Origin of the sequence: Acidovorax sp. FHTAMBA, assembly GCF_038958875.1 — a bacterium.
Classification (GTDB): domain Bacteria; phylum Pseudomonadota; class Gammaproteobacteria; order Burkholderiales; family Burkholderiaceae_C; genus Acidovorax.
Genome location: NZ_CP152407.1, coordinates 411,448 through 435,579, shown reverse-complemented (window position 1 = coordinate 435,579; position 24,132 = coordinate 411,448). Strand labels below are relative to the sequence as shown.

The window sequence follows — 24,132 nt, the reverse complement described above, 5'->3', positions numbered from 1 at the left end:
ACACCCTTTGCGAGGAGAAGCCCATGAACACCGTATTCAACCGCCGTACCGTTTTGCTCGCCGCTGCGCTGGGCGCCAGCACCACCCTGCTACAGGCCTGTGGCGGCAGCGACGATGACGAACCCCAGCGCAACATCGTGGAGCTCGCCCAGAGCAACCCCGACCTGAGCATCCTGGTGGAAGCCGTCGTGGCTGCGGGGCTCGCCCCCACGCTGAGCACCGGCAGCCTGACCGTCTTTGCGCCCACCAATGCCGCCTTCGCGGCACTGCTGGGGGAGCTGGGCGTCACCAAGGAGGCACTGCTGGCCGACAAGCCCCTGCTGACGGCGGTGCTGACCTACCACGTGCTGGGCAGCAAGGTCGTGCTGGCGGATGTTCCCGTGGGCAAGGCGATTGCGCCGGTGTCGGGTGGCTTCTTCAAGGTGGAGTCGTCGGGCGGCCTGAAGATCACCGATGGCCGCAACCGCGTCTCCACCATCACGGCCACCGACATCCAGGCCAGCAACGGCGTGGTGCATCTGGTAGACCGGGTGCTGCTGCCGGCAGACAAGGACATCGTCGCCACCGCGTCGTCCATTGCGGACTTCAGCATTCTGGTGGAGGCGGTGGTGGCAGCCGGGCTGGTCAGCACATTGCAGGGGCCCGGCCCGTTCACGGTGTTTGCACCCACCAACGCGGCCTTTGCGGCCCTGCTGTCTGAGCTCGGGGTTACCAAGGAAGCGTTGCTGGCCGACACGGCCCTGCTGACCAAGGTACTCACCTACCACGTGGTTCCCGCGCGGGTGCTCAAGGCCGAAGTGCCCCTGAACACGGCCATTGCGACCGTCCAGGGCCAGAGCTTCTCGGTGAACGCGAGCCTGGTCATCACCGATCAGAACATGCGCACCAGCAACATCACCACTGCCGATGTGTTCACCAGCAATGGCGTGATTCACGTGATTGACAAGGTGATCCTGCCCCAATGATGCAGGCCTGGGTCTGAATGCGAGAAAGCCCGGCATGCCGGGCTTTCTTCTTTGGGGCTGCGGCGCAGAACGCGCCCGCGTTCAAGGGCGGGCGGCGAGGCCGTCGAAACACGTGCGCACCACCAGATCCACGATCTCCGCGTCCGAGTACTGGCCGCTTTCCTTGAGAAAGCTCACCACCGGATCACATGCGCGCGCATACAGGGTGTACAGCACCACCAGGGGTGGCAGTGTGGGGTTGATCACGCCCTGGGACTGGGCCAGCGTGATCCACTCGCCAATCTGGTCACTCACGGCGACCAGGCCGTTGAGGTAATCCTTGTTGGCCATCAGCACCGCCCGGAGTGTGGAGTTGCGGCTCGGCAGCAACGGCATTTCGTTGGCCAGCAACCGCTCCAGCGACCAGCGCACCAGCGCGTGGAGCTTGTCCACCGGCGGCATGGCCTCGGGCAGTTCGGCCAGGTACGCCCGTACACGACCGAGGATCTGCACCATGGCGGCGCTGCACAGCTCTTCCTTGCTGGAGAAGTGCTTGTACAGACTGGCCTTGGCAATGCCCACGGCGTTGGCGACGTCGTCCATGGTCATGGCATCAAAGGCTTTTTCGCCCAGAAGCTGACATGTGGACTGCAGGATGGCTTCCTCCCGCGCCTGGTGCATCTGTTCTTTGAACGAAACTTTGGGTTGCGGCGTTTGCATGCCCGCTATTTTATACATTGCAGTATAAAAATAAATGACTAAGTTGCAATGCAACTACGTCGTTTACGATTTTAGTGGGCTCCGGGCGTTTAACGGCGCATCAGCGCCGTGGCCCCTTGCTCACCGTGCCCCCTAGGCAGCCGGCGCCTCCAGGGTCCGCCCAGCGGTGGCGGTCAGGGCGTCGGTCAGGGCGTCCAGCACGGCCGATTCCAGATTCCAGCAGTGCCAGTAGAGCTGGATCGGAAGCGAGTGGCCGGGTGCGAGGTTGACCACACTGCCGTCCGAGAGCGCGTCGCGCGCCATCAGTTCCGGAATCACCCCCACCGCCCAGCCTGCAGCCACCGCACGCATCTGCGCCTCGGAGCCCGGCACGAACAGATGGTTGAGTGCCACACGTTTGAGCCCGAACGCGCGCGCCACAAACTCGGCGGCCATATCGTCCTTGCGGTTGAACGACAGGAACGACACGTCGCGAAAATTGTGCGGCGTAAGCCCTTGCGGCAGGTGCTGCTGCGCATAGCTGGCAGAAGCCACCGCCACGTAGTGCATGGCCCCCAGCGGCACCATCTTGCAGCCGCGCAGGGCCTGCTTGAGCGTGGTGACGCAGCCCAGCACCTGCCCTGAGCGCAGCCATTCCTGCGTGAAATCCTGGTCGTCCACGATGATTTCGAGCGGCAGGCGCTGGCGCACCAGGTCGTGCAGCGCGCCCATGGCCCATGTGGCGATGCTGTCGGCGTTGATGGCGATGGCAATGCGCTCGTCTTCCCGTGTACCCCCTGGCGCGCTCGGCGCCAGCTCGTGCAGGTCGCGCTCCAGGTCGGCGCGCAGCAGGCGCAGTTGTTTGGTGTGCTTGAGCAACAACTGCCCGGCCGAGGTGGGCCGCAGCGGGCGACTGCGCACGATCAGCACCGAGCCCACCTGGGCCTCCAGCGCGCGCAGGCGTTGCGATACCGCCGACTGGGTGACGTTCAGGCGCTGTGCGGCGCGCTCGAACCCCCCCTCTTCCACAATGGCGGCAAGGCATTCAAGGGCAGCAGGATCGTAGGAGCTCATGGTCGTCTCGGAAGCTGAAAATTGTGCCTGGCCAGCGCCCTCCATAAGGCACGCTGATGTTTTTGGATCAAGTTTAATTTTGCTTTTTATTGAAAGCAATGTCACGCACACTGCGCCCCATGAAAACCATTGTCTTGGGCGCCGGCATCATCGGCATCAGCACAGCGTGGCACCTGCTGGAGCGCGGTCATGACGTGACCGTCGTCGATCGCCAGCCCGATGCCGCCCTCGAAACCAGCTTTGCCAATGCTGCGCAGATTTCGGTGAGCTATTGCGAACCCTGGGCCAACCGCGAGGCTCCGCTCAAGGCGCTCAAGTGGATGTTCGACAAAGAGGCGCCGCTGCTGTTTCGCCCGCAGATGGACTGGCAGCAATGGCGATGGGGCCTGCAGTTTCTGGCGCAGTGCAACGACGCCGCGTTCGAACGCAATGTGCAGCAGATCGTGGCGCTGGGCGCCTACAGCCATGCGGCCCTGAAGGACCTGGTCCATGCCACCGGAATCGATTACAACCGGCTCGAACGCGGTATTGCCCACTTCTACACCGACCAGAAATCCTTTGACTCGGCGGGCCACGCCGTGGAGCTCATGCGTAAGCACGGCGTGCAACGCCGGCTGGTCAGCCGCGAAGAGCTGCTCAGGATCGAGCCGGCCTTCAAGGCCTACGGCGACCACATCACCGGCGGCACGTACACCAGCACCGACGAGAGCGGCGACGCGCGCGTCTTCACCCAGGAACTGGCGCGCCGCTGCGTGGCACGCGGTGCCCAGTTTCTCTACGACCATGATGTGCTGCGCCTCAACAAGATCGGCAACGCTATTGATTCAGTAGCTGTCATGCATCGCCAGTCAAGCGCCGGAGGCAAAAAAGACTTCATACTAAAAGCCGATGCCGTGGTGGTGGCCTGCGGCTCGTACAGCGCGCCGCTGCTGCGCAGCGTGGGCGTGGATCTGCCCATCTATCCGGGCAAGGGCTACAGCGCCACCTTCCCGCTGCTCAGGCCCGAAGGTGCGCCCATGGTCTCCACCATCGACGACGGCAAGAAGATCGCCATGAGTCGCCTGGGCAACGTGCTGCGCGTGGCCGGCACCATCGAGCTGGGCGGGTATGACCTGTCGCTGGACAGCGCCGTGGCCCGGGCACGCTGCCACATGCTGTCGCGCCGCATCGAAGAAATCCTGCCCGGCGTGTGCGACACCCGCACGCCCGAACAGGGTGGCGACCCCCAGTACTGGACCGGCCTGCGCCCCGCCACACCCACCAACATCCCCTTCATCGGGCAGACGCGCGTGGGCAAACTGTGGGTCAACGCCGGGCACGGCACCCTGGGCTGGACGCACGGCGCGGGATCGGGCAAGGCCCTGGCAGAGCTGATCAGCGGCCAGGTGCCTGCCATGAACTTCGGTTTCTGCGGCATGGACCATGGCCACAGCACCTTGTCGGTCAAGGCGGCCTGAGTCGCCCACGACGGGGTCGCTTCAGGCCACTGCCGGCATGTTGCTGGGCCCGGTGGCCAGCAGGATCGCAAGCCCCTGCAAGCCGCCTGCCAGCATCACCACCAAAATGGCTGCCAGCACGAGACCCACCAACAGGGCGGCCGCCAACGCCGGGGCGCCCTGGCTTCGGGACAGGTTCCAGTAAAGGGCACAGCCCACATGGGTGCACAGAGCCAGCACCGCCAGAAAGTAATACGGCCCAAAGAACCACTGCCAGGGCGGCGTGTGCATGCCCGCCGCCGCAAACTGCAAGTTGGTGTCCACCCCTTGCTGGCGCGCCGCCAGCACGGCCGCCACATGGATCATCAGGAACAGCGACAGGTACGCCCCCGATAGCGCCTGTGCCCACGCCACAACCCCCTTGCGCTGGCGCCAGCCGCGCCACAACAGCGCAAGCCCGCTGCCCGCCTGGAACAACACACCGGCCAGCAGCAGCCCCTCGACCACCGGTTGGCGGTAGATGCTGCGCAGCGCTTCCAGCACGGCCTGGTGTGCGGCGGCCCCTGCCAGGCCTGCAAGGTGCCCGAGCACATGCGCACCCAGGAACAGGGCCAGCGCCATGGCACTGGCGCGGTGCAGCGTGCGCAGGGCCGGGCGCTGGCGCCACACCCAGGTGCCCGCCAGGCCGATGGCCGTGGCGCCCAGGGCGAGCTGGGTGGTTTCATTCATGTCTGTCTTCTCCGGGTGATGGATTGGGTTGGGTTGATTGGGCCGATGGCGGCAGAATAGGCCGCCCCGGCCCCGCCGCCTACTCGCATTGCGCTCAGGTTTGCCCATGCCCCCGACCACCCCACCCCCCCGCCGCACGCCCCGGCAGGAACGCTCCCAGGTCACCGTGGATGCCATCTTTGAGGCCGTGGCCCGCATCGTGGCCACGCAGGGCGAAGCTGCCCTGACCACCAACCGCATCGCCGAGCTGGCGGGTGTGTCCGTGGGCTCGCTCTACCAGTACTTCCCCAGCAAGGAGGCCATCCTGGTGGCCATGCTGGACCAGCACTGCGACCGCGTGATGCTGGCGCTGGACGCACTGCTGGCGCGGGCCCGCGCCGAGTGCTGGCCCCCCGAACAGCAGGTGCGCCACTATGTGCGCCACTACCTGCAGGCGTTTGGAGGCGGGCCGCAGGAGCTGCGGGCGCTCGCCCGCCTGTCGTGGAAGCAGGACTACCGCGCCACCATGCTGGTGTCGGTGCGGGGCACCAGCGAACGCATCGCCCTGCACCTGCAGCGCATGGCCGACGAGCACCACCTGCAAGCGCCGTCGGCGGCCCGGCTGTTCGTGCTCACGCGCGCCTTCATGGGTGCCGTGCGGGCCGCATCGCTGGAGCAGTCGCCGCTGCTGGACAGCGCAGAGTTTGAGGATGCACTGGTCGCGCTGTGCCTGGCGTACCTGGGGCCCGCGCAGGCCAGCGCTACGATCGCGCCATGACAACGCCGCCCACACCGCACTACCTGTTCCTCACCACCTCCACCCGCGCGCCCGGCCACATCGGCAACACCGAATGGCTGGCCCGCCAGGCCGCCGCTGCGCTGCCTGCAGGCACCCGGCAAACCTGGCACCACCTGGCACGCATGGACCTGCCGCCTTTTGTGGACCAGCGCCACACCACGGGCACCTACGCGCCCCCCGAGGGCGACATGAAAACGCTGCTCGATGCCACCCTTGCAGCCACCCACATCGTCTTTGTGGCACCCGTGTACTGGTACAGCATCCCGTCGCCGCTCAAGACGTATCTGGACCACTGGAGCGCCTGGATGCGGGTGCCGGGCCTGGATTTCAAGGACGCGATGAGCCACAAGACGCTGTCGCTCATCACCACCAGCGGCGACCGCACCAAGGCCCAGCCCATGATCGACTCGGTGGCGCTGTGTGCGCAGTTTCTGTCGATGGCCTGGGGCGGCGCCCTCTGGGGCAAAGGCGGGCCGCCGGGCGCGGTAGAGGCCGACGCACAGGCACTCACACAGGCCCGCGGTTTCCTGCGGGCGCACGCTGCGCCGTGATGGGCAAGGCGCACCGGCGCCCCGCCGATCTCCCTTCAGGCGTTGAGTGACCAGCGCTGGGCGAGGATGCCCAGCCATTCATGCAGCGCCAGGCTGCTGTCGGCCAGCGCGGAGGCGCGGGGCAACACCCGGTACAGCCTGCGCCCCTGCCCGCTTTTGAAGCCCATGGGCGCAGGCAGCACCTGAAGGCCCGCGCGCTCGAAGGCCCGGACCGCGCGCACCATGTGCCACCCGTGGGTGACCACCGCAACGCGCTGCACACCGGCAGCCTGGAGCAGGCGCGCGGATTTTTCCGCGTTGCCACGGGTGTCCAGGGATTCCACCTCCGTCCAGCGCACCCGCCCCCTGAACTCACGCTCCACCACCTCTTTCATCACCAGCGCCTCGGCCCGTGTGCCGCCACTGGAGCCGCCCGTGGCCAGCATGGGCAACCCCGTCTGCTGCTGCAGGTGCACCGCATAACGCACCCGTTCGCGCGAGCCCCTGCTGAGCATCTCCACCCCGTATTCCGGTGCCACGGTATCGGGGCCCCCGCCAAGCACCACGATGGCCTGGACCTGCGCCTGGGCCAGCTGCCGGGGCGTTACGGCGGGGTAGCGCTCCAGGCTGCGCACCAGCGCACCCGAGACCGGCGGCCAGGACAGCGCCAGCACCGACAGCAACGACAGCACCACCACCGTGAGCCCGGTGCGCCGGTGGTAGCGCGCAAGCCACAGGCCCAGCAGCGCCAGCAGGATGCTCGACACCGGGGGCAGCAACAGTGCAGACAGGACTTTTTTCAGGGCAAACAGCATGGGGTCAAACGGTGGAAATCAAAATTGCGCACGCCTGCCGGGGTGCCCGGGCACGCGGCACACGCCCGAGTCGGCTCAATGCAGGGTGCGGCGCTGGGCCAGAAAGTCCAGCAGCACGCCGTCGAAACCCTCCGGGTCTTCGAGCTGCGGCCAGTGGCCCACATGCGGCATGAGCACCATCGCCGCATCGGGCAGCACCTGTGCCAGCGCCTCCAGGGCCACGGGCGGCGTGCAGCGATCCTGCCCGCCCGCCACCAGCAGGGTGGGCATGGCCAGGCGCGCCAGTGCGGCCGCGCCCCGGTCGAACGTGGGCAGGGCCTGCAGGGCACGGCGGTAGGCGCCGGGATACACCTGCGCCAGCGCGTGGCCGGCCAGCCGCACGCCCTCGGGCAGTGCGCCGGTGCCGATGAACTGCGGCACCAGCGTCTGCGCCAGCTGTTCCATGCTGCCCCCCGCGTCCACCGCTTTGAGCGCGTGCAACCGGGGCGCCACCCAGTCCTGCAGGGCGGCGTCATCCAGCGCCGGGCCCCCGGCAATCAGCACCAGGCGGTGGACCAACGCGGGGTGGCGCACCGCGAGCTCCAGCGCCACCATGGCGCCCATGCCGTGCCCCACCAGCGTCACCGGCCCGCTCTGCAGGGCCTCCACCAGGGCCACGGCGCTCTGGGCCAGCGCCTTGAAGGTGTAGGGCTCCACCGGTGCGCTGTGGCCATAGCCGGGCATGTTCCAGGCCACGGCACGGTAGCCCGCTGTGGCCAGGGTCTCCACCTGCGGCGCGAAGCTGAGGTGGCCCCCATCGGCGTCGTGCAGCATGAGCACGGTGGGGCCCGAGCCCAGGGAGGAGAAGGTAGGTAGTGCAGACATGGGGGGATGGGGGGTGGTAACCCCCGCTACAGCGCGGCGGTGGGTGGCGCCTGATAATAGTTGCATCCCCCTGCTGCCCCCGCTGGCGCCGTTTTTGTGAACCCTTTGCCCCCCCGTCCTGTTCTTGCCCTGCCGCCCAGTTTCTCTGCACGCGAGTTTCGCGATGCGCTGGGAATGTTTGCCACCGGTGTGACGATCGTCACCGCCCGCACCGCAACGGGCGAGCTGGTGGGGCTCACGGCCAGCTCGTTCAACTCGGTGTCGCTGGCACCGCCGCTGGTGCTGTGGAGCCTCTCGCACGGTGCCAGCACCCTGCCCACCTTTGCCGATGGCTCGCACTACGCCATCCATGTGCTGGCCGCAGACCAGAAGGCGTTGGCCGAGCGTTTTGCCACCCGTGGCATTGACCGCTGGGCGGGCCTCGCGCACCGGCCCGGCATCAGCGGCGCCCCTTTGCTGGCCGGCGCGGCCGCCACGTTCGAGTGCTTCAACCGCAGCCAGTACAAGGAAGGCGACCACACCATCTTTGTGGGCGAGGTCGAACGCTGCGAGCACCGCGAAGGCGCATCGCCCCTGCTGTACCACGGGGGCAAGTTCTACACCGAGCACCCGCTGTGAGCGCGGCCACGGTGGTCGTGCGCCACGTGAACATCGGCACGGCCCGGCGCCTCAAGATGGGCGAACGATCAGTGCTCACTGGCATCGGCAAGGCGCCCGTCGCCGGCCCCGTGGCGGTGGGGCCGCTGGGCCTGGCGGGTGACGAGCAGGCCGACCTGAGCGTGCATGGCGGCCTGGGCAAGGCCGTGTACGCCTACCCGGCCGTGCACTATGCGTTCTGGCAGGCCCAGCGCCGGGACCGGGGCGTGAGCCTGTTCGACGAGGCGCTGCCACCGGGTTTCATGGGGGAGAACCTCACCATCGACGGGCCCCTGGAACACGACGTGTTTGTGGGCGACGAATGGCATTTCCCCCACTGCGTGCTGCGCGTGACCGCGCCGCGCGAGCCCTGCTACAAGTTCAACGCCGTGATGGGGTTCGCCCAGGCGGGCCGGGCGATGGCCCTGGCCGGCTGCTGCGGCTACTACCTGGCCGTGGAACAGCCAGGCACCCTCGCGGCCGGAGAGACCGCCATCGTGGTGCCCGGGCAGCGCGGGCTGAGCATTGCGCAGGCGCTGGCCGGCAAGTGGGCAAAGCACGCCCGCTGATTCAATTGCTACCAAAACTGTAGCCACTAGCGCTTGCTGGATAAGCGCCAGCAGCCAAAATGACCCAAAATTTGGAGCGACCTAGCGCGCGGCCTCAGGCAGCTCGATCTTGACTTCCAGCACTTCCAGGTTGTCCTGGCGCTCCAGGTGCACCTTGAGGTCTTCGGGGTTGATCTTGACGTACTTGGAGATCACGGCCACCAGCTCGCGCTGCAACGCGGGCAGGTAGTCGGGCTCGGCAGCATTGCGGCCGCTGCGTTCGTGCGCCAGGATGATCTGCAGGCGCTCCTTGGCGACGCTGGCAGTCTTTTTCTTTTCGCCAAGCAGGAAGGACAGGAAAGAAGCCATGGCTTATTTGCTCCCGAACAGGCGTTTGAAGAAGCCGGGCTTCTCGGCCTCGATAAAGCGCAGGGGTTTGTCGGTGGCGCCCAGGAAGCGGTCGATCACGTCCTTGTAGGCTTCGGACACATCGCTGCCCTGGGCGTGGATCGCGGGCGTGCCCTGGTTGGACGACTGCAGCACCACCTCCGACTCCGGGATCACACCAATCAGCTTGATGCGCAGGATGTCCTGGATGTCCTCCAGGCTCAGCATCTGGCCGTCTTCCACCCGGCTGGGGTTGTAGCGGGTGATGAGGAGGTGCTCCTTGATCGGCTCGCCGCCCTCGATGGCCCGCTTGGTCTTGCTGCCCAGCATGCCCAGGATGCGGTCGGAGTCGCGCACGCTGGACACCTCGGGGTTGGTCACCAGCAGCGCCTCGTCGGCAAAGTGCATGGCCATGAGCGCACCGCTTTCGATGCCGGCGGGCGAGTCGCAGATGATGTATTCAAAGCCCATGCCGGCGAGGTCGTTCAGGATCTTCTCGACGCCGTCCTGCGTGAGTGCATCCTTGTCGCGCGTCTGGCTGGCGGCCAGCACGAACAGGTTGTCGCACTGCTTGTCCTTGATGAGGGCCTGGTTCAGGTTGGCCTCGCCCTGGATCACGTTGATGAGGTCATACACCACGCGGCGCTCGCAGCCCATGATGAGGTCCAGGTTGCGCAGGCCGACGTCAAAGTCGATCACGGCGGTCTTGTGGCCGCGCAGGGCGAGGCCGGAGGCAAAGCTGGCGCTGGTGGTGGTCTTGCCCACACCACCCTTGCCGGAAGTCACAACAACGATTTTGGCCATGGGTTTACTGAGTCTCTCTGGGGTTGATACGTACAGGGTTGCGCAGCGGCTCGATGATGAGCTTCTCGCCTTCCAGCCGCACCTGCGCCGGTTGGCCTGCCACTTCGGCGGCCAGCGCGGTTTCGGTGGTGCGGTAAATGCCGGCAATGGACACCAGCTGCGGCTCCATGCAGGTGGAAAAGATGCGGGCTTCGGTGTTGCCCCGTGCGCCGGCAATGGCACGGCCGCGCAGCGGGGCATACACATGGATGTTGCCGTCGGCAATGACCTCGGCGCCAAAGCTCACCACGGCCATCACCACCAGGTCGCCGCCCCGCGCATACACCTGCTGCCCGGAGCGCAGCGGCTTGTCGACCACCAGGGTGGCCGGGCCTGCCACGGGCACTTCGCGCACCACTTCCACCTCGACCTCGCGGACCACCTCGCGCACCTCGGCGGCTGCGGGCGGCACATCGGCGCGGGCGGGCGGTGCGTCGGGGGCCGGGGCCAGCCCGGCGGCACGGGCCGCGTCCATCTGCGCGGTACTGCCGCCGCGCACGGCCACGGGCAGCGTGCTGTGGCGGCGCAGCGCGGCCACGATGGCGGCAAAGTCGATGGGCGCCTCGGCCTCGCGCACGGCAGCCAGGTCGATCAGCACGGGGTCGCTGTCAAAAAAGCCCGGTGCATCGGCCACACGCTCGGCCAGATCGGCAGCGAACTGCGCGGCGTCGGTGGTTTTGAGCACCACGGCCACTACGGGCAGCGAGGCACTTTTGAGGTCAAAGCTGGTGCGGGCCTGGGCCGCCGTCGTAAGGGCCATGAATGCGGGTAGGGGAGAGAAGGCGCGGAAAGCGGTTTCAGAAGGCGCAAAGTGTACCGTGGGCCCGTGTAAGCGCCTGTTTGGGCCGGGCGCACGGGACAGGCGGCCTGCAACAGCCCCGCACCAGGGCCGCTCGAAGCCGATCGAGGCCGCGCAGGCGACGCGCACCACCGGCAAGCCCTTTGATAATCGCCCGATGCCTTTCACCCGCAAAACCCACCTCGACTCCCTCGCCGTTTCCCTGCTGCTGGCCTGCTGCATGTTCTGGGGTTTCCAGCAGGTGCTGGTCAAGGCCACGGTGGCCGAGGTGGCGCCGGTGTTCCAGGCGTTTGTGCGGTTTGCGCTGGCCACGGTGGCAGTTGCGGTCTGGTGCATGTGGCGCGGGGTGCAGCTGTCCAGCGCCGCGGAGCCCGCGGGTGCCCTGCGCGCCGGGCTGCTGGCGGGCGTGCTGTTTGCCGGCGAATTTGCCTGCATCTACCTGGGCCTGCAGTACACCACCGCCTCGCGGCTCACGGTGTTTCTGTATGCCGCGCCGTTCTGGGTGGCCGTGCTGCTGCCGCGCTTCATCCCGGGCGAGGGCCTGAAGGGCTGGCAGTGGCTGGGCCTGGCCGCCGCCTTTGTGGGCGTGGGCCTGGCCCTGGGCGACGGGCTGCTGGGCCCCGCCAATGCGGCGCTGCCGCAGGCGTGGCTGGGTGATCTGCTGGGCCTGACGGCGGGCCTGATGTGGGCGCTGACCACGGTGGTCATCCGCACCACGCCGCTGGCGCGCGTGGCGCCCGCCAAGCAGCTGCTCTACCAGGTGGGGGTGAGCGCCGTCGCGCTGCCGTGGCTGTCGCTGGCGCTGGGAGAGCCGTGGAACTGGCAGTTCAGCGCATTTGCCTGGGGCTCGCTGCTGGTGCAGGCGCTGGTGGGTGCGTTTGTGAGCTACCTGGCGTGGATGTGGATGCTGGCGCATTACCCGGCCACGAAGATCTCGGTGTTTGTGTTTCTCACCCCCGTGTTTGCGCTGCTGTTTGGCGCCTGGTGGCTGGGCGAGCCCATCACCGCAGGGCTGGTGGCCGCGCTGGTACTGGTGGCGGCGGGCATCGTGCTGGTGAACCGGCGGCCCGCAGCGGGGGGCTGATTCAGAAATAATGGTCAAAAATGGGGCTGACGCTTACCCATCAAGCGCCAGCAGCTATCTTATTTATAGTAATTTATTCATCGCTGCGCATCCACCGCGCCGTGCCCGACACACGGATGGAGCTGCCGGGCACCGGCCCGATCTCGGCCCGCAGGCGTGATCGCATGCCCATGTCTTCGCCCTGCACGACGTCGATGGTCCCGCCATGGGGCCAGCCCAGGTCGCGCAGGTAGCCCGCCAGCGCCGCCGTGGCAGCGCCCGTGGCGGGGTCTTCCAGCACCCCGCCCGAGGCAAATGCGTTGCGCGTGTGAAAGAGCTGGTCTGACTCCACCACCACCAGCACCACCGTGACCAGGCCGGATGCCAGCATCAACGTGCGGCCCGCGTCCTGCGCGTAGTGCATGGCCGCCAGCCGTGCGCGGCTGTGCAAGGCCAGCACGGCGTGGTCTGCACCGCCGTGGATGAGCGCAGGCGGGATGCGCGGGTCAAGGTCGGCAGGTGCCAGGCCAAACAGCGCGAGGAGGCTGTCCAGCAGGCCGGCGGGCAGCGGCCCGCTGCGTGTGGGGGGCGACTGCAGTGCGGCCTGCACCAGGTCGCCGCTGCGGCGGCCTTCCACCGTGATGCGGGCGTGGGAGAGCGCCAGGTCAAACACCCCGTCGCCCTCACGCCGCGCCAGCGCTGCGCCCAGGGCAATGGTGGCGTGCCCGCAAAAGGGCACCTCGGTTTCGGGGGAGAAGTAGCGCACGCGCCAGTCGCCGCTGCCCTGCGGCGCGGCAAATGCGGTTTCTGAAAATCCCACCTCGGCTGCGATGCGCTGCATCTCGGCAGGCGGCGGCAAGGCATCGCCTGTCCACACCCCGGCGGGGTTGCCGCCCACGGGGCCATCGGAAAACGCAGCGATCTTCTGCAGCGGCATGGTGGCGCCTCAGAGCTTGGGAATCCTGATGCGGCTGATCATCAGCGAGCCCGACACCGCAAACACCAGCACCAGCGGGTGCAGCACAAAACCACCCAGCATCACCTGGCCAAACCACAGGTTCTCGCGCACGGCGCCCAGGTAGGCTGCCAGTGCCATGAGCCCCACCAGCACGATGGAGGTGGGGATGGGCGTGCCCTCAAAGTATTTAACCTTGCCATCGTCGCCCGACAGCGTTTCGGCCGTGACGTTGTAGCGCGCCAGGCGCGACACGCCGCAGGCCACAAAGTACGCCAGCACGATGCGGTCGTACAGCCCCTGCATGCCGCAGCCGTAGGCAATGATGGCGGGCGCCACACCGAACGAGATCACGTCGGCCAGCGAATCGAGTTCGCGGCCCATGGCCGAACTCTTCTGGCGCCATCGCGCAATGCGGCCGTCGAACACATCGAAGATCAGCGCGGCCAGCACCAGCGCGCAGGCAAAATACACGTGCCGCACGTCGCTGGTTTCCAGGTAGGTCATGGTCGAGAACAGCGCGCCCACGCCGCACACGGCATTGCCCAGCGTGAACCAGTCGGCCAGGTGGAACTCGCGGATCATCGAAAAACGCTTGGGGTGGGAAGGGGTGGTCATGGGCAAGTCTCTCCTGCAGGGCGGGCGCGTGGCGGGGTCGCGCATTATGGCGGGGCGCAGCAGCGCACAGTCTGCCCCCACACGCGGCCCCTGCGTGTAGGTGATGGCCGCCTGTCGGGCTCAGCCGGGCTGGCCCCCGCCCGCGGCATGGCGCTGGGCCGCAAACGCCACGTACCAGTCCAGGCACGCCGGGTTGGCCATGGCGTCCTTGTTCACCACCTTCTCGATGGGCTGGCCCAGCAGCAGCTTCTTGATGGGCAGCTCCTGCTTCTTGCCGCTCAGGGTACGGGGCACCTCGGCCACGGCAAAGATGTCGTCGGGCACAAACCGCGGGCTCAGCGCCGTGCGCACCGCGCCGTTGATGCGCCCGCGCAGCGCGTCGTCCAGCACGCTGCCAGGGCGCAGCACCACAAACAGCGGCATGTAGCTTTCGCGGCCCAGGTATTCCAGGTCCACCACCAGGCTGTCGAGCACTTCGGGCAGTGATTCCACCGCGCTGTAGATCTCGCTCGTGCCCATGCGCAGGCCGTGGCGGTTGATGGTGGCGTCGCTGCGGCCGTAGATCACGCAGCCGCCGTTGGCGCCGATCTTGAGCCAGTCGCCGTGGCGCCAGACCGCGCCCATGCTGGCGGGGCCGTCGCCTCCGCCGGGCTGTCGGCCGTGGCCTGCGGGGTACATGTCGAAGTAGCTCGACAGGTAGCGGCTGCCGTCCTTGTCGCCCCACAGGTAGAGCGGCATCGACGGAATGGGTTGCGCGCAGACCAGCTCGCCCACCTCGCTCATCACCGGCAGGCCTTCGGCGTTCCAGGACTCGACGGCAGCGCCCAGCATGCGGCACTGCATCTCGCCGGGCACCTGCGGCATCTCGCGGTTGCCGCCGATGAAGGCGCCGCAAAAATCGGTGCCGCCGGAGATGTTGTTCCACCAGATGTCATGGGTGCCCAGCGCCTCGAACTGCGCCGTGCCCCATTGCTGCACCTCGGGCGACAGCGGCGATCCCGTGGTGCCCAGCGCGCGGATCCGACTCAGGTCGCCGTAGTCGGCCAGCGTGATGCCCGCCTTCATGCAGTTCGCAAAAAACGCCGCGCCCGCACCGAAAAAGGTCACGCCCGTTTCGGCCGCAAAGCGCCACAGTACGCCCCAGTCCGGGTTGTCTTTGCTGCCGCCAGGGTTGCCGTCGTAGATCACGCAGGTGGTGCCCGAGAGCAGGCCGCTGAGCTGCGCGTTCCACATCACCCAGCCGGTGGAGCTGTACCAGTGGTAGCGCTCGCCCAGGCTGTTGGGCGCGTAGCTGCAGCCGATGTCGTTGTGCAGCACCTTGAGCTGCAGCGCCACCAGCACCGTGCCGCCATGGCCGTGCACGATCGGCTTGGGCAGGCCGGTAGTGCCGCTGGAATAGACGATCCACAGCGGGTGGTCAAACGGCAGCCACATCGGCTCGAACGCTGCGGTTTGAGCATCATTTTGGTCTGTAGCGCTTGCCCAGGTTGCGCAACCAGCTATCAAAACAGAAGCATCAAGGTTGCCCAGCAGCACCACATGCTGCACGCTGGGCAGCGCGGCGCGCAGCTCGGCCAGCACGCCGGTGCGGTCGTGGTCGCGCCCGCCGTAGGTCACGCCGTCCACGCTGATGAGCACCTTGGGCTCGATCTGGCGGAAGCGGTCGAGCACTGCGTGCGTGCCCATGTCGGGCGCGCAGATGCTCCACACGCCGCCGATGCTCACGGTGGCCAGGAAGGCGACCATGGCCTCGGGCACGTTGGGCAGGTAGGCGGCCACGCGGTCGCCGGGCTGCACGCCCTGGGCCTTGAGGTGCAGCGCAAGCGACGCGACCTGGCGGCGCAGCTCGGGCCAGGAGAGTTCACGGTGCTGACCTTTTTCATTGCGGCTGATGATGGCGGGCAGGCCCGCGGCGTGCGCGGCATCCACATGCCGCAACACCTGGCGCGCGTAGTTGACCTGGGCGCCCGGAAACCACTGCGCACCGGGCATGGTGTTGTGGGCCAGCACGGCCGTGTGGGGCGTGGGCGACTCGATCTCGAAATAGTCCCACACGCTTTGCCAGAAGGCGTCCAGATCGGTGGTGGACCAGCGCCAGAGCGCGTCGTAACTGTCGAACTGCAGGCCGCGCTGGTCGCGCAGCCAGTTCCGGTACAGGCGGATCTGGGGAATGAAGGGCGGCGGGGTGTGTGCTGTTGTCTCCATGGCGACGCAGCGTACCAGCCGGGCGGCGGGTGGGCCAGCCGGGTGCGTCGCGGGCTTGACAGGTCGCGCGGCACCGTGAGCTTGTGTTCTGTGGTCCTGACCCCGCTAGCGGGGTTGCACTGTTTCGCACGATTGTGCTAAATTGCGCCGATGGACGCGAAAACCCAAAAGGCCGAACTCACCCGCGCCGCCATCGTCGGCGCCGCGCTGGACCTGGCTGCGGCCGAGGGGCTGGAGTCGATCACGCTGCAGGCGGTGGCGGACCGCGTGGGCTTGTCCAAGAGCGGCGTCTTCTCGCGTGCTGGCTCGCGCGAGGCGCTGCAGAAGGCGGTGATCGAGGAGTTTGGCCGGCGCTTTCTGGCCGATGTGTTCGTGCCCGCCATGCAGCAGCCCAAGGGTCTGCCGCGGCTCAACGACATCGTGCGGCGCTGGATCGCCCGCACGCGCGATGTGGAGGCCTTCACCGGCTGCATCTACACGGCCGGCGCCTTCGAGCTGGACGACCGCGAGGGCGAGCTGCGCGACCTGCTGCACAGCGAGATCACGCGCTGGCGCGCTGCGCTGCGCCGCACGGTGGTCCAGGCCATCGATGCCGGGCACCTGCCCGCCGGCACACCGCCCGACCAGCTGGTGGGCGAGATCTATTCCATGATCATGGGCCTGCTGCACGACGTGCGCTTTTTGCGCGACCCGCAGGCCGTGCCGCGCACCGAGGCGTCGTGGGGGCGCCTGCTGAAAAGTTATGCCAACGACACCCCGGCCCCCGCTCGCTGAACCGCACCCGCGCTGGGTGCCGTACCGCCGAAACGCTGACCAGCGCGGCCGCGCAGGCCGCTGCTGACCTCCCTTTTTCTTTTGCTTCCCCACAACGATGGCCATCGTTTTTCTTCACCCCAATTTCGCACAACCGTGCGAAGAAAGGAGAGCCCCATGTTGCCGATTTTTTGGACTGTGACCGCTGTCGCCGGGCTGGCCGCCCTGGCCTGCCTGGTGCAGCTGGTGCGCGCCACGCTGGCCCGGCTGCCGCGCAGCAACCGCGACTGGATCTTTTACTGAGCGCGGCCTGCCCGTGCGCCTGCCTTGTTCCCCTTTTTTTGGAGCCCCACCATGACCTCCACCCCCTCCCCGTCTGCCGCCTCGGCCTTGCAGGCCACCTCCAGCTTTTACGGCGAGCACCCCGCCATGCGTCTGCTGCGCGCGGGCCTGGGCGCCACCGAGCGGCTGTGGCCTGCGCTGGCCGTGCGTGCGGCCTACCGGCTGTTCGGCACGCCGCTTCCGCTGCGCCGGCCCGGGCGCAGCGCGGCGCCGGGCGCAGACTGGCGCACCGAGCGCTGGCCGTTTGAAGACGCCGAGATCACCGTCTACACCCCGCGAGCCCAACCCCACGGCCCTGCCGTTCTGCTGCTGCACGGCTGGGGCGGCCATGCGCGCCAGATGCTGCCGCTGGCCCAGGCCCTGGCCGCGCGCGGCCTGCGCCCGGTGCTGCTGGATTTGCCCGCGCACGGCGGCAGCCGCGGCCGGGTCAGCAACCTGCCGCAGTTCGCCCGCGCCATCGAATACGCCACCGCCCGCCTGCATACGCAGGCATTGGCGCCCGCTGCCGTGGTGGCGCATTCGCTGGCCGCCAACGCCGCTGCGCACGCCGCCAGCCGGGGCCTGGCCACGGGGCGGCTGGTGCTGCTGGCACCGCCCGCATCTCCGCACGAATACACGCGGCTGTTTGCGCAGGTGTTCGGGCTGACCGAGCGCACGCGCGCGGCGATGCAGCGGCGCATCGAGGCGCGGGAGGGCATCCTGATGCGCCAGTTCGAGCCCCCGGCCGTGGGCCCACGCATTGCATTGCCCACGCTGGTGGTGCACGACCGGGGTGACCGCATCAACCGCTTTGCCGATGGGGAGTCCTACCGCGACCACATTGCCGGCGCCACGCTGCTGGCCACCGAAGGCCTGGGCCACCGCAAGATCCTGCAGCAGGCCGAGGTGCTGCACGCGGTGGCCGGTTTTGTGGCCGACGGCGTGGCGTCCGCAGCGGCCCCGGCGGCCGCCGCCCGCTGACGGGCCCAACGTCCCTGCGCTTGACTGCGGTATTGCCCGCGTCGCAGCGCGCCTGTTGTCTACACTCGCCCCCCTCTTCATTGGCGCACGCCCCGCCGGGGCCCTGAGCCCCGCACACGGCGGGGCGCGCCAATGCCCTGCCTTGCCGCGCCGCTGGTCCCCAAGCGCGCATCGGCGCCGGGCCGCGTCCTCGCACTATCCTTGCGACACGGCCCGCTTTCACTCCGGAGCTGTGCAGTTGCCGCCGAAGTCGGCATCCGCCCCGTCCCGCCTTGCTGGCGTTCCGAGCCCCCACTGCGTCGATCCGGCCCCCGTGGCACGCTGCGCCCCGGGCCCTGCGCGGCGGGCGGCGGGGCCTGCGCATCTCCTGGTCGATCAAGCAGCAGAAGAAAGGTGATCCATGGAACTTCTCATCTCGGCGGGGCTGATCCTCGCCATCGTGCTCTGGGGGGTGCTTGCGCCCGATTCGCTGGGCGCCGTGTTCGACACGGCCCTGGCGGCCATCACGCGCAACTTTGGCTGGTTCTACCTGTGGGTGGTGCTGGGGCTGGTGGTGATGGCGCTGGTGCTGGCCTTCAGCCGCTATGGCGACCTGAAGCTGGGCCAGGAGGACGACGAGCCCGAGTTCTCCATCGGCGCCTGGTTTGCCATGCTGTTTGCGGCAGGCATGGGCATTGGCCTGGTGTTCTGGGGCGTGGCGGAGCCCATCTCGCACTACGGTGCGCCACCGCCGGGCATTGCAGCCCACACGCCCGAAGCGGCCAACGCGGCCATGCGCTACAGCTTCTTCCACTGGGGGCTGCACCCCTGGGCGGTGTACAGCATCGTGGCGCTGGCGATTGCGTTCTTTCAGTTCCGCAAGGGCGGCTCGGCGCTGGTCAGCACCGCGGTCATGGCCCTGCCCTGGGCGCCGCTGCAGCGCATTGGCCCGCTGGTCAACATCCTGGCGGTGATCGCCACCGCGTTTGGCGTGGCCGCGTCGCTGGGCATGGGGGCGCTGCAGATCAATAGCGGGCTGCACGGCGCGTTCGGGCTGCCGGTGGGGGCCGCGTCGCAGGTGGGCATCATCGTAGTGACCACGGTGCTGTTTCTGGCGTCGGCGGTGACGGGCGTGACACGCGGCATCAAGTGGCTGTCCAGCATCAATCTGGTGGTGGCGTCGCTCTTGGCGCTGGCGGTGTTTGTGCTGGGGCCCACGGTGGCCATCATTGACACCTTCACCAACACGCTGGGCAGCTACCTCACCGAGTTTGTGCGCATGAGCCTGCGCATGACGCCCTTTCGCGACAGCGGCTGGGTGGGCGGCTGGACGGTGTTTTACTGGGCCTGGTGGGTGAGCTGGTCGCCGTTTGTGGGCCTGTTCATTGCACGCGTATCGCGCGGGCGCACCATCCGCGAATTCATTCTGGGCACCGTGCTGGCGCCCACGCTGGCGGCGTTTGTGTGGTTCTCGGTGTTTGGCGGCACGGCGCTGCACATGGAGATCATGCAGGGCATCCCGCTGGCCGAAGCCGTCAAGGCCGATGTATCGACCGCGCTGTTTGCCATGTTCAACGCCCTGCCCTGGGGCGCCGTGATGTCGTTTGTGGCCACGCTGCTGGTGCTGGTGTTCTTTGTCACATCGGGCGACTCGGCCACGCTGGTGCTGGGCATGATGAGCACCGGCGGGCAGGAGAACCCGTCGGCCCGCGTCAAGATCATCTGGGGCGTGCTGGTGTCCGGCATTGCCATCAGCCTGCTGCTGGCGGGCGGCGTGAAGGCGGTGCAGACCGCCACCATCGTGTTCGCGCTGCCGTTCACCGGCGTCATCCTGCTGATGGCGCTGGCACTGTGGCGCGGCGTGAAGGCCGACTGGGAAGCCGATGAACGCCGGGACCGCGCACTGCGGCGGCGCATGCGCGAGATGGTGGCAAGCCCCGGCAGCGAGGCACCCAACGCCCCCACCCGACGGGCGCCGTGAAGGTGGCAAGGGGTGTGTGCCAAGGTTTGAAGTGTTTCAGGCCCCTGGCGCTTTACCAGCAAGCGCTGGCAGCTATTAAAAGCATAGTGCGTTTCGATCCCGGAAACAACGCGCTCCCGCGCTGGCCGGGTTGCCAGCCGCAGCGTCTATCATCCGCAGCCACACCCGCCGTGCGCCACCGGCGCGCGGTGCCTTTTCTTCACCTGCTGCGACGTCAGACCCTCCCATGCACATGCTCATCTCCGCCTGGCCCGCACTGGTCTGGCTGCTGCCCGCGCTGGCGCTGGTGTCGGCCCTGTACTTTCTGGTCAAGGGCGACCGGCGGGCCCTGGGCCATCTTCTGGTGCTGCTGGCGTGTTTTGTGGTGGGCGCGCTGCTGATGGAGTTCTTCATCTTCATGGCCGCACGCATGGCGCGCTCGGGCAGCGCGCAGGCCAACCCGGTGCTGGGCACGGGCACGCTGCAGCTTCTCATGACCATCGCCAACCCGCGCTCCCTGACGGCGGCGCCGGGTTCGCTGGCCTGGGTGGCGGCGTGCGGCGTGCCGCTGTCGTACCTGTGGCTGGTGGTGACCTGGGCGCTGCATCTGCGCGGGCCCCGGAAGTCGTCCCCCGCACGCAGGAAGGCCGCCAAGGCCCCGCGCAAGACAGCCAGGGCCTGAGAAACTGGCACTGCGCTGGCCACTGCCAGGAATTCAAGTGTTTTTGGCCTCCAGCGCTTTTCCATCAAGCGCCAAAAGCTCTTTTATTGATAGCAAAATTCCCCAAGGCATTGCCGGTTGACGCAGGGCAAAACCCGCGCCAGTGCGCCCGCCCACAATGGCACGCTCCGCCATTGCGTTGTTCTTGCCATGACCCCTCACAGCGACGTTCTCATCGTCGGCGCCGGCCCGGCAGGCCTGTCGCTGGTCATTTCCCTGGCGCAGGCCGGTTTCACCGCCACGGTGGTGGAGCAGCAGGCCGACACCGCACTGGCGCAGCCCGCACCGGACGGGCGCGAGATTGCGCTGACCCACCCCAGCCGCGCCACGCTGCAGCGGCTGGGCACCTGGGCGCACCTGGCCCACCACGAGGTGGGCCAGATCGCCCAGGCCCAGGTGCACGACGGCCCGCTGGGCCACCACAGTGCGCTGCAGCTGGACGCGGCCAGCGGCTCCCACGGTGGCGCGGCGGAAACGGCGCCCGGCGCGCTGGGCTTCATCGTGCCCAACCACGCACTGCGCCGCAGTGCCTACGCGGTGGCAGCCCGCACGCCGGGCGTGCGCATCATTACCCGCGCCCAGGTTACCCGCGTAGCCACGCTGGGTGCGCAGGCCGAGTTGGATTACGTGGCGGCCGACGACAGCGCCGCCGCGCCCCGGCGCCTGTGTGCCCCGCTGCTGGTGGCGGCGGACAGCCGCTTCTCTGCCACGCGCCGCCAGCTGGGCATGGGCGCGCAGATGACCGACTTTGGCCGCACGGTCATCGTCTGCCGCATGCGCCACACCCTGCCCCATGGCGGTGTGGCGCATGAGTGTTTTGGCTACGAACGCACGCTGGCCGTGCTGCCCCTGCCCGACGACCCGGTGGGCGGGCACCCCTTGTGCTCGGTGGTGGTCACGGCCGCTGCCGCCGACGCCGCCGCGCTGATGGCGCTCAGCCCCGAGGCCTTTGCGGCGCAGGTGCAGGCCCAGTTCGGCGCACGGCTGGGGCCCATGCAGCTGGAGGGCGAGCGCCACGCCTACCCGCTGGTCGCCGTGTATGCCCAGCGATTTGCCGGCCCGCGCTGCGCCCTGCTGGGCGATGCCGCCGTGGGCATGCACCCGGTGACGGCCCATGGCTACAACCTGGGCCTGGCGGGGGTGGAGCGGCTGACCGCCGCCCTGGTGGACGCCCGCCAGCGCGGGCAGGACATCGGCAGCGCCGACGCGCTGGCCGCGTATGCCCGCGCCCACCACCGCCACGCCTGGCCCATCTACCAGGGCACCAACGCCATCGTGCGGCTGTACACCGACCCGCGCCCCGTGCCGCGCCTGCTGCGCCAGTGGGTGCTGCAGGGCGCGCGGCGCCTGCCGCCGCTGCAGGCCGCCATCGTGGGGCAGCTGACAGGGCGCCCGCCGGCCTGGGCGCGGTGGCTGGCGCCGTAGCGACCACAGGGGCCGTGGTCGCCGGAGGATTTCCGCGGTTTCAGCGGTCGGCGTCCACCCCGAGTGTGGCCATGCCATAAAGCGGCGCGCCCAGCCAGGGGCGCCACAGCATGTCCAGCGCAATGCCTGTCCAGCCGTAGCACTCCGCCACGCTCTGCTCGCGCAGCAGCGTCAGGCGCGGGTGCACCTGTTCCAGCTCGGCCATGCGGCCCACGCCCCAGCAGAATTCTGCGCCCGTGCGCCCCACGCTGGGGTGGGTGGCTGCATGCCCCACGGCCTGGCGGGTGAGCACGTCCAGCACCATGCGCGAGCCCGGCGGCGCGCACTGCGCAAACTCTGCCAGCACGGCCTGCACCTGCCCGGGCTGCAGGTACATCAATACGCCCTCGCACACCAGCAGCACCGGGTGCGTGCCGGCTTTGCCGGGCAGCCCCAGCCGCTTCCACCAGCCGGGCTGCGCCAGATCCACGCGCGCCTGCTGCGCACGCGGGCAGTGCAGTGGCAGCAGCTGCTCGCGCAGCGCCATCACCTCGGGCAGGTCGGCATCGAGCCAACGGTTGGCGCCCGTGTCGAGCCACTGAAAATAGTGCGTCAGCCCACAGCCCAGGTTGACGCCCAGTGCCTGCGGGTGCTCTGCAAAGAAGGCACGCCCGGCCTCCTTGATGGCGCGCGTGCGCCACAGCACGTTGAGCACGGTGGGCAGGTCGTCCAGGTACGCATTGACGTTGGCCCCCAGCCCGGCCAGCAGGCGGGTGGCCACCGCGTCCTGGCAAGCCAGCCAGGCAAAGTACCGCCCGCCATGCGCGCGGGCGGCCAGGGGGATGAGCAGGGTGCTGGGTACCGCGTGGAGCTGGGCGCGCTCCAGCAGGCAGGGTTGGTCGGTGCCGCAGTCACCGTGTTGCGCGGGGGTGGCCCGTGCGCGCTGCGGGTGGGCGGGGCGGCGTCGGCTCGGGGGCGGCGGCTGAGGCATGGGGCTCTCCTCGGGTGGCGAGAAGGCGCCACGGTGGGTGGGATGCGGGTGGCCCTGGGCACAGGCCTGCCCCATTGTGGACGCCATCGCCCCGCGCGTGGGCAATTTCCGCGCCCGGCAATCATGTATGGCGCGGCCCGCGCGGCGATCTACTGCAGCGCGAGCGACCCCGGAGGCTGAGACGCTAGCCTCTCAGTGGCTTCTGGTTTTGATCAACGCCCAGACCATCTCCACCCCCGCCGCCAGCAGGTCGCCCGTGAACCCGGCATCCGCAGCGCTGGCAGTGTGGCCGAACGCATTTTTATGCCGCTCGCGCTCTGCCCGCGTGCGGTCGCGCTCCAGGGCCACCAGGGCATCGCCAATGTCGACCGGCGGGGACGACGGCGTGCCCGCAGGCACCCGGGCGCTGGCCTGCGCGTAGCCCTCCATTGCGCGCATGACGGCCTGCGGGTCGATAAGCGAAAACGCGGCGCGGCAGTAGGGGCAGGCGTGGTCCTTGCGGATGTCCACCGGTGCGCCGCAGCTGGTGCAGTAGATGGCGCCCACGCGCTGGGCCAGGTCGTCGATCTCGGGGCGCGTCATGTGGCGCACAAAGCCTTTTTCGACCATGAAGGACGAGAAGGCGCTGAAACGCCCGTGCTGGCGCCCGCACCGGTAGATCATGTAGCGCCCGCTGCGCACCACGTCAAAGCCCTTGGCCAGCGTGGTGTTGCAGCGCGGGCAGGCCATGGGGTCGGCCAGTGGCTGGTGCTGGTCGGTGCGGTGTTCGTGCAGCACGCGGAACAGCTCCACCACCGATGCGGGTGAGAGCTTGAGGTTCTCGTGCCGGTCAAACCACAGGCCTTGGCAGGCAAAGCAGATGTCCAGCTCCAGCGGTTCGCCCTGGTTGCTGGTGAACCGGTGGATCTGCATGGGCTGGCGGCATGAGGGACAGGACGGGGCAGAGGTCATGGGCGCCGATGCTAACCCGCAGCGGCCAGGGGTCATCGGCGCCCTGCGTGGGGTGGCCACGCACCGGGGCCGCGCTTCTCAGGCAGAGCCGGGCACCGCATGATTTCAGGGTAAACCCGTAGTGGGCCAGGGCGGCTTGTTACGATGG

Annotated in this window: 27 protein-coding genes; 13 read left to right on the top strand and 14 right to left on the bottom strand. The window is 68.4% G+C overall.

Annotation, left to right across the window (positions count from 1 at the left end):
* The first annotated feature begins 23 nt into the window (after positions 1–23).
* Positions 24–965, top strand: coding sequence for a fasciclin domain-containing protein (locus AAFF19_RS01975; RefSeq protein ID WP_342721168.1), 942 nt, complete (start codon positions 24–26; stop codon positions 963–965).
* Between the two features lie 81 nt (positions 966–1,046).
* Here AAFF19_RS01975 and AAFF19_RS01970 read toward each other — a convergent pair whose 3' ends face one another.
* A complete protein-coding gene (locus tag AAFF19_RS01970; RefSeq protein ID WP_342721167.1) occupies positions 1,047–1,664 on the bottom strand; it encodes a TetR/AcrR family transcriptional regulator in 618 nt (205 codons plus the stop codon).
* Between the two features lie 132 nt (positions 1,665–1,796).
* Positions 1,797–2,717, bottom strand: a complete 921-nt coding sequence (locus AAFF19_RS01965) for a LysR family transcriptional regulator ArgP (protein WP_034693911.1) — start codon at positions 2,715–2,717, stop codon at positions 1,797–1,799.
* Positions 2,718–2,836: 119 nt separating this feature from the next.
* Between AAFF19_RS01965 and AAFF19_RS01960 the strand changes: the two genes are divergently transcribed.
* A complete protein-coding gene (locus tag AAFF19_RS01960; RefSeq protein ID WP_342721166.1) occupies positions 2,837–4,174 on the top strand; it encodes a D-amino acid dehydrogenase in 1,338 nt (445 codons plus the stop codon).
* 21 nt (positions 4,175–4,195) lie between these two features.
* Here the strand turns inward: AAFF19_RS01960 and AAFF19_RS01955 are convergent, their stop codons facing one another.
* Positions 4,196–4,882 (bottom strand): hypothetical protein, encoded by a 687-nt coding sequence (locus AAFF19_RS01955; protein WP_342721165.1) that lies wholly within the window; start codon positions 4,880–4,882, stop codon positions 4,196–4,198.
* A gap of 106 nt (positions 4,883–4,988) precedes the next feature.
* Here AAFF19_RS01955 and AAFF19_RS01950 point away from each other — a divergent pair, with 106 nt between their 5' ends.
* A complete protein-coding gene (locus AAFF19_RS01950) occupies positions 4,989–5,639 on the top strand; it encodes a TetR/AcrR family transcriptional regulator (RefSeq protein WP_342721164.1) in 651 nt (216 codons plus the stop codon).
* A complete protein-coding gene (locus AAFF19_RS01945; RefSeq protein ID WP_342721163.1) occupies positions 5,636–6,211 on the top strand; it encodes an NAD(P)H-dependent oxidoreductase in 576 nt (191 codons plus the stop codon). Before AAFF19_RS01950 ends, AAFF19_RS01945 begins: the two co-directional genes overlap by 4 nt.
* A gap of 35 nt (positions 6,212–6,246) precedes the next feature.
* Here AAFF19_RS01945 and AAFF19_RS01940 read toward each other — a convergent pair whose 3' ends face one another.
* Positions 6,247–7,005 carry a YdcF family protein gene (locus AAFF19_RS01940; RefSeq protein ID WP_182119311.1) on the bottom strand — a complete coding sequence of 253 codons (759 nt, stop codon included), beginning with the start codon at positions 7,003–7,005 and terminating at the stop codon, positions 6,247–6,249.
* Between the two features lie 75 nt (positions 7,006–7,080).
* Positions 7,081–7,869, bottom strand: coding sequence for an alpha/beta hydrolase (locus AAFF19_RS01935; protein WP_342721162.1), 789 nt, complete (start codon positions 7,867–7,869; stop codon positions 7,081–7,083).
* Positions 7,870–7,965: 96 nt separating this feature from the next.
* Between AAFF19_RS01935 and AAFF19_RS01930 the strand changes: the two genes are divergently transcribed.
* Both AAFF19_RS01930 and AAFF19_RS01925 read left to right on the top strand, forming a co-directional pair.
* Positions 7,966–8,487, top strand: coding sequence for a flavin reductase family protein (locus AAFF19_RS01930; RefSeq protein WP_034693879.1), 522 nt, complete (start codon positions 7,966–7,968; stop codon positions 8,485–8,487).
* On the top strand, positions 8,484–9,074 hold the full coding sequence (locus AAFF19_RS01925) for an MOSC domain-containing protein (protein ID WP_342721161.1): 591 nt from the start codon (positions 8,484–8,486) through the stop codon (positions 9,072–9,074). Before AAFF19_RS01930 ends, AAFF19_RS01925 begins: the two co-directional genes overlap by 4 nt.
* A gap of 81 nt (positions 9,075–9,155) precedes the next feature.
* Here AAFF19_RS01925 and minE read toward each other — a convergent pair whose 3' ends face one another.
* The 3 genes from minE to minC are packed head-to-tail and all read right to left on the bottom strand — an operon-like array spanning position 9,156 to position 11,043.
* Positions 9,156–9,422, bottom strand: a complete 267-nt coding sequence (gene minE, locus AAFF19_RS01920; protein WP_008904575.1) for a cell division topological specificity factor MinE — start codon at positions 9,420–9,422, stop codon at positions 9,156–9,158.
* A 3-nt stretch (positions 9,423–9,425) separates the two neighbouring features.
* Positions 9,426–10,244: a septum site-determining protein MinD gene (gene minD / locus AAFF19_RS01915; protein ID WP_008904576.1), complete on the bottom strand. Its 819-nt coding sequence runs from the start codon at positions 10,242–10,244 to the stop codon at positions 9,426–9,428.
* A 4-nt stretch (positions 10,245–10,248) separates the two neighbouring features.
* Positions 10,249–11,043, bottom strand: coding sequence for a septum site-determining protein MinC (gene minC / locus AAFF19_RS01910; protein WP_008904577.1), 795 nt, complete (start codon positions 11,041–11,043; stop codon positions 10,249–10,251).
* 196 nt (positions 11,044–11,239) lie between these two features.
* On the opposite strand from minC, the gene AAFF19_RS01905 reads away from it, so the two are divergent.
* A complete protein-coding gene (locus AAFF19_RS01905; RefSeq protein WP_008904578.1) occupies positions 11,240–12,166 on the top strand; it encodes a DMT family transporter in 927 nt (308 codons plus the stop codon).
* A 73-nt stretch (positions 12,167–12,239) separates the two neighbouring features.
* Here the strand turns inward: AAFF19_RS01905 and AAFF19_RS01900 are convergent, their stop codons facing one another.
* The 3 genes from AAFF19_RS01900 to AAFF19_RS01890 form a co-directional block, all read right to left on the bottom strand.
* Entirely contained in the window at positions 12,240–13,082 is an 843-nt protein-coding gene (locus tag AAFF19_RS01900) for a PhzF family phenazine biosynthesis protein (RefSeq protein WP_182119314.1), read from the bottom strand.
* Positions 13,083–13,091: 9 nt separating this feature from the next.
* Positions 13,092–13,718, bottom strand: coding sequence for a CDP-diacylglycerol--serine O-phosphatidyltransferase (gene pssA / locus AAFF19_RS01895; protein ID WP_182119315.1), 627 nt, complete (start codon positions 13,716–13,718; stop codon positions 13,092–13,094).
* A 120-nt stretch (positions 13,719–13,838) separates the two neighbouring features.
* The gene (locus AAFF19_RS01890) at positions 13,839–15,923 is read right to left on the bottom strand and encodes an acetoacetate--CoA ligase (protein ID WP_342721160.1); all 2,085 of its coding nucleotides are present in this window, start codon (positions 15,921–15,923) and stop codon (positions 13,839–13,841) included.
* Positions 15,924–16,073: 150 nt separating this feature from the next.
* On the opposite strand from AAFF19_RS01890, the gene AAFF19_RS01885 reads away from it, so the two are divergent.
* The 5 genes from AAFF19_RS01885 (at position 16,074) to AAFF19_RS01865 (ending at position 20,599) form a co-directional block, all read left to right on the top strand.
* Positions 16,074–16,697, top strand: a complete 624-nt coding sequence (locus tag AAFF19_RS01885; RefSeq protein WP_342721159.1) for a helix-turn-helix domain-containing protein — start codon at positions 16,074–16,076, stop codon at positions 16,695–16,697.
* A 156-nt stretch (positions 16,698–16,853) separates the two neighbouring features.
* Positions 16,854–16,979 (top strand): hypothetical protein, encoded by a 126-nt coding sequence (locus AAFF19_RS01880; RefSeq protein ID WP_008904583.1) that lies wholly within the window; start codon positions 16,854–16,856, stop codon positions 16,977–16,979.
* 51 nt (positions 16,980–17,030) lie between these two features.
* On the top strand, positions 17,031–17,978 hold the full coding sequence (locus tag AAFF19_RS01875; RefSeq protein WP_008904584.1) for an alpha/beta fold hydrolase: 948 nt from the start codon (positions 17,031–17,033) through the stop codon (positions 17,976–17,978).
* A gap of 400 nt (positions 17,979–18,378) precedes the next feature.
* Complete coding sequence (locus AAFF19_RS01870; protein WP_008904585.1) at positions 18,379–19,938, top strand: BCCT family transporter; 1,560 nt, start codon at positions 18,379–18,381, stop codon at positions 19,936–19,938.
* A 226-nt stretch (positions 19,939–20,164) separates the two neighbouring features.
* Positions 20,165–20,599 carry a hypothetical protein gene (locus AAFF19_RS01865; RefSeq protein WP_008904586.1) on the top strand — a complete coding sequence of 145 codons (435 nt, stop codon included), beginning with the start codon at positions 20,165–20,167 and terminating at the stop codon, positions 20,597–20,599.
* Positions 20,600–20,632: 33 nt separating this feature from the next.
* Here AAFF19_RS01865 and AAFF19_RS01860 read toward each other — a convergent pair whose 3' ends face one another.
* The gene (locus AAFF19_RS01860) at positions 20,633–20,773 is read right to left on the bottom strand and encodes a hypothetical protein (protein WP_160165342.1); all 141 of its coding nucleotides are present in this window, start codon (positions 20,771–20,773) and stop codon (positions 20,633–20,635) included.
* 15 nt (positions 20,774–20,788) lie between these two features.
* On the opposite strand from AAFF19_RS01860, the gene ubiM reads away from it, so the two are divergent.
* Positions 20,789–22,063: a 5-demethoxyubiquinol-8 5-hydroxylase UbiM gene (ubiM, locus tag AAFF19_RS01855; protein WP_034693914.1), complete on the top strand. Its 1,275-nt coding sequence runs from the start codon at positions 20,789–20,791 to the stop codon at positions 22,061–22,063.
* Positions 22,064–22,103: 40 nt separating this feature from the next.
* Here ubiM and AAFF19_RS01850 read toward each other — a convergent pair whose 3' ends face one another.
* Entirely contained in the window at positions 22,104–23,033 is a 930-nt protein-coding gene (locus AAFF19_RS01850) for a class I SAM-dependent methyltransferase (RefSeq protein WP_139019345.1), read from the bottom strand.
* Positions 23,034–23,225: 192 nt separating this feature from the next.
* Positions 23,226–23,984 (bottom strand): zf-TFIIB domain-containing protein, encoded by a 759-nt coding sequence (locus AAFF19_RS01845; protein ID WP_182119316.1) that lies wholly within the window; start codon positions 23,982–23,984, stop codon positions 23,226–23,228.
* Between the last annotated feature and the right edge of the window lie 148 nt (positions 23,985–24,132).

Bases quoted from the DNA above. Each gene is read 5' to 3' on its own strand.
- AAFF19_RS01950 (WP_342721164.1), top strand. From the start codon at position 4,989: ATGCCCCCGACCACCCCACCCCCCCGCCGCACGCCCCGGCAGGAACGC.
- minE (WP_008904575.1), bottom strand. From the start codon at position 9,422: ATGGCTTCTTTCCTGTCCTTCCTGCTTGGCGAAAAGAAAAAGACTGCC.
- AAFF19_RS01935 (WP_342721162.1), bottom strand. From the start codon at position 7,869: ATGTCTGCACTACCTACCTTCTCCTCCCTGGGCTCGGGCCCCACCGTG.
- AAFF19_RS01900 (WP_182119314.1), bottom strand. From the start codon at position 13,082: ATGCCGCTGCAGAAGATCGCTGCGTTTTCCGATGGCCCCGTGGGCGGC.
- AAFF19_RS01870 (WP_008904585.1), top strand. From the start codon at position 18,379: ATGGAACTTCTCATCTCGGCGGGGCTGATCCTCGCCATCGTGCTCTGG.
- AAFF19_RS01945 (WP_342721163.1), top strand. From the start codon at position 5,636: ATGACAACGCCGCCCACACCGCACTACCTGTTCCTCACCACCTCCACC.
- AAFF19_RS01850 (WP_139019345.1), bottom strand. From the start codon at position 23,033: ATGCCTCAGCCGCCGCCCCCGAGCCGACGCCGCCCCGCCCACCCGCAG.
- pssA (WP_182119315.1), bottom strand. From the start codon at position 13,718: ATGACCACCCCTTCCCACCCCAAGCGTTTTTCGATGATCCGCGAGTTC.
- AAFF19_RS01845 (WP_182119316.1), bottom strand. From the start codon at position 23,984: ATGACCTCTGCCCCGTCCTGTCCCTCATGCCGCCAGCCCATGCAGATC.
- AAFF19_RS01970 (WP_342721167.1), bottom strand. From the start codon at position 1,664: ATGCAAACGCCGCAACCCAAAGTTTCGTTCAAAGAACAGATGCACCAG.
- AAFF19_RS01890 (WP_342721160.1), bottom strand. From the start codon at position 15,923: ATGGAGACAACAGCACACACCCCGCCGCCCTTCATTCCCCAGATCCGC.
- AAFF19_RS01875 (WP_008904584.1), top strand. From the start codon at position 17,031: ATGACCTCCACCCCCTCCCCGTCTGCCGCCTCGGCCTTGCAGGCCACC.
- AAFF19_RS01955 (WP_342721165.1), bottom strand. From the start codon at position 4,882: ATGAATGAAACCACCCAGCTCGCCCTGGGCGCCACGGCCATCGGCCTG.
- AAFF19_RS01940 (WP_182119311.1), bottom strand. From the start codon at position 7,005: ATGCTGTTTGCCCTGAAAAAAGTCCTGTCTGCACTGTTGCTGCCCCCG.
- AAFF19_RS01965 (WP_034693911.1), bottom strand. From the start codon at position 2,717: ATGAGCTCCTACGATCCTGCTGCCCTTGAATGCCTTGCCGCCATTGTG.
- minD (WP_008904576.1), bottom strand. From the start codon at position 10,244: ATGGCCAAAATCGTTGTTGTGACTTCCGGCAAGGGTGGTGTGGGCAAG.
- AAFF19_RS01905 (WP_008904578.1), top strand. From the start codon at position 11,240: ATGCCTTTCACCCGCAAAACCCACCTCGACTCCCTCGCCGTTTCCCTG.
- AAFF19_RS01865 (WP_008904586.1), top strand. From the start codon at position 20,165: ATGCACATGCTCATCTCCGCCTGGCCCGCACTGGTCTGGCTGCTGCCC.
- AAFF19_RS01975 (WP_342721168.1), top strand. From the start codon at position 24: ATGAACACCGTATTCAACCGCCGTACCGTTTTGCTCGCCGCTGCGCTG.
- minC (WP_008904577.1), bottom strand. From the start codon at position 11,043: ATGGCCCTTACGACGGCGGCCCAGGCCCGCACCAGCTTTGACCTCAAA.
- ubiM (WP_034693914.1), top strand. From the start codon at position 20,789: ATGACCCCTCACAGCGACGTTCTCATCGTCGGCGCCGGCCCGGCAGGC.
- AAFF19_RS01960 (WP_342721166.1), top strand. From the start codon at position 2,837: ATGAAAACCATTGTCTTGGGCGCCGGCATCATCGGCATCAGCACAGCG.
- AAFF19_RS01880 (WP_008904583.1), top strand. From the start codon at position 16,854: ATGTTGCCGATTTTTTGGACTGTGACCGCTGTCGCCGGGCTGGCCGCC.
- AAFF19_RS01860 (WP_160165342.1), bottom strand. From the start codon at position 20,773: ATGGCGGAGCGTGCCATTGTGGGCGGGCGCACTGGCGCGGGTTTTGCC.
- AAFF19_RS01885 (WP_342721159.1), top strand. From the start codon at position 16,074: ATGGACGCGAAAACCCAAAAGGCCGAACTCACCCGCGCCGCCATCGTC.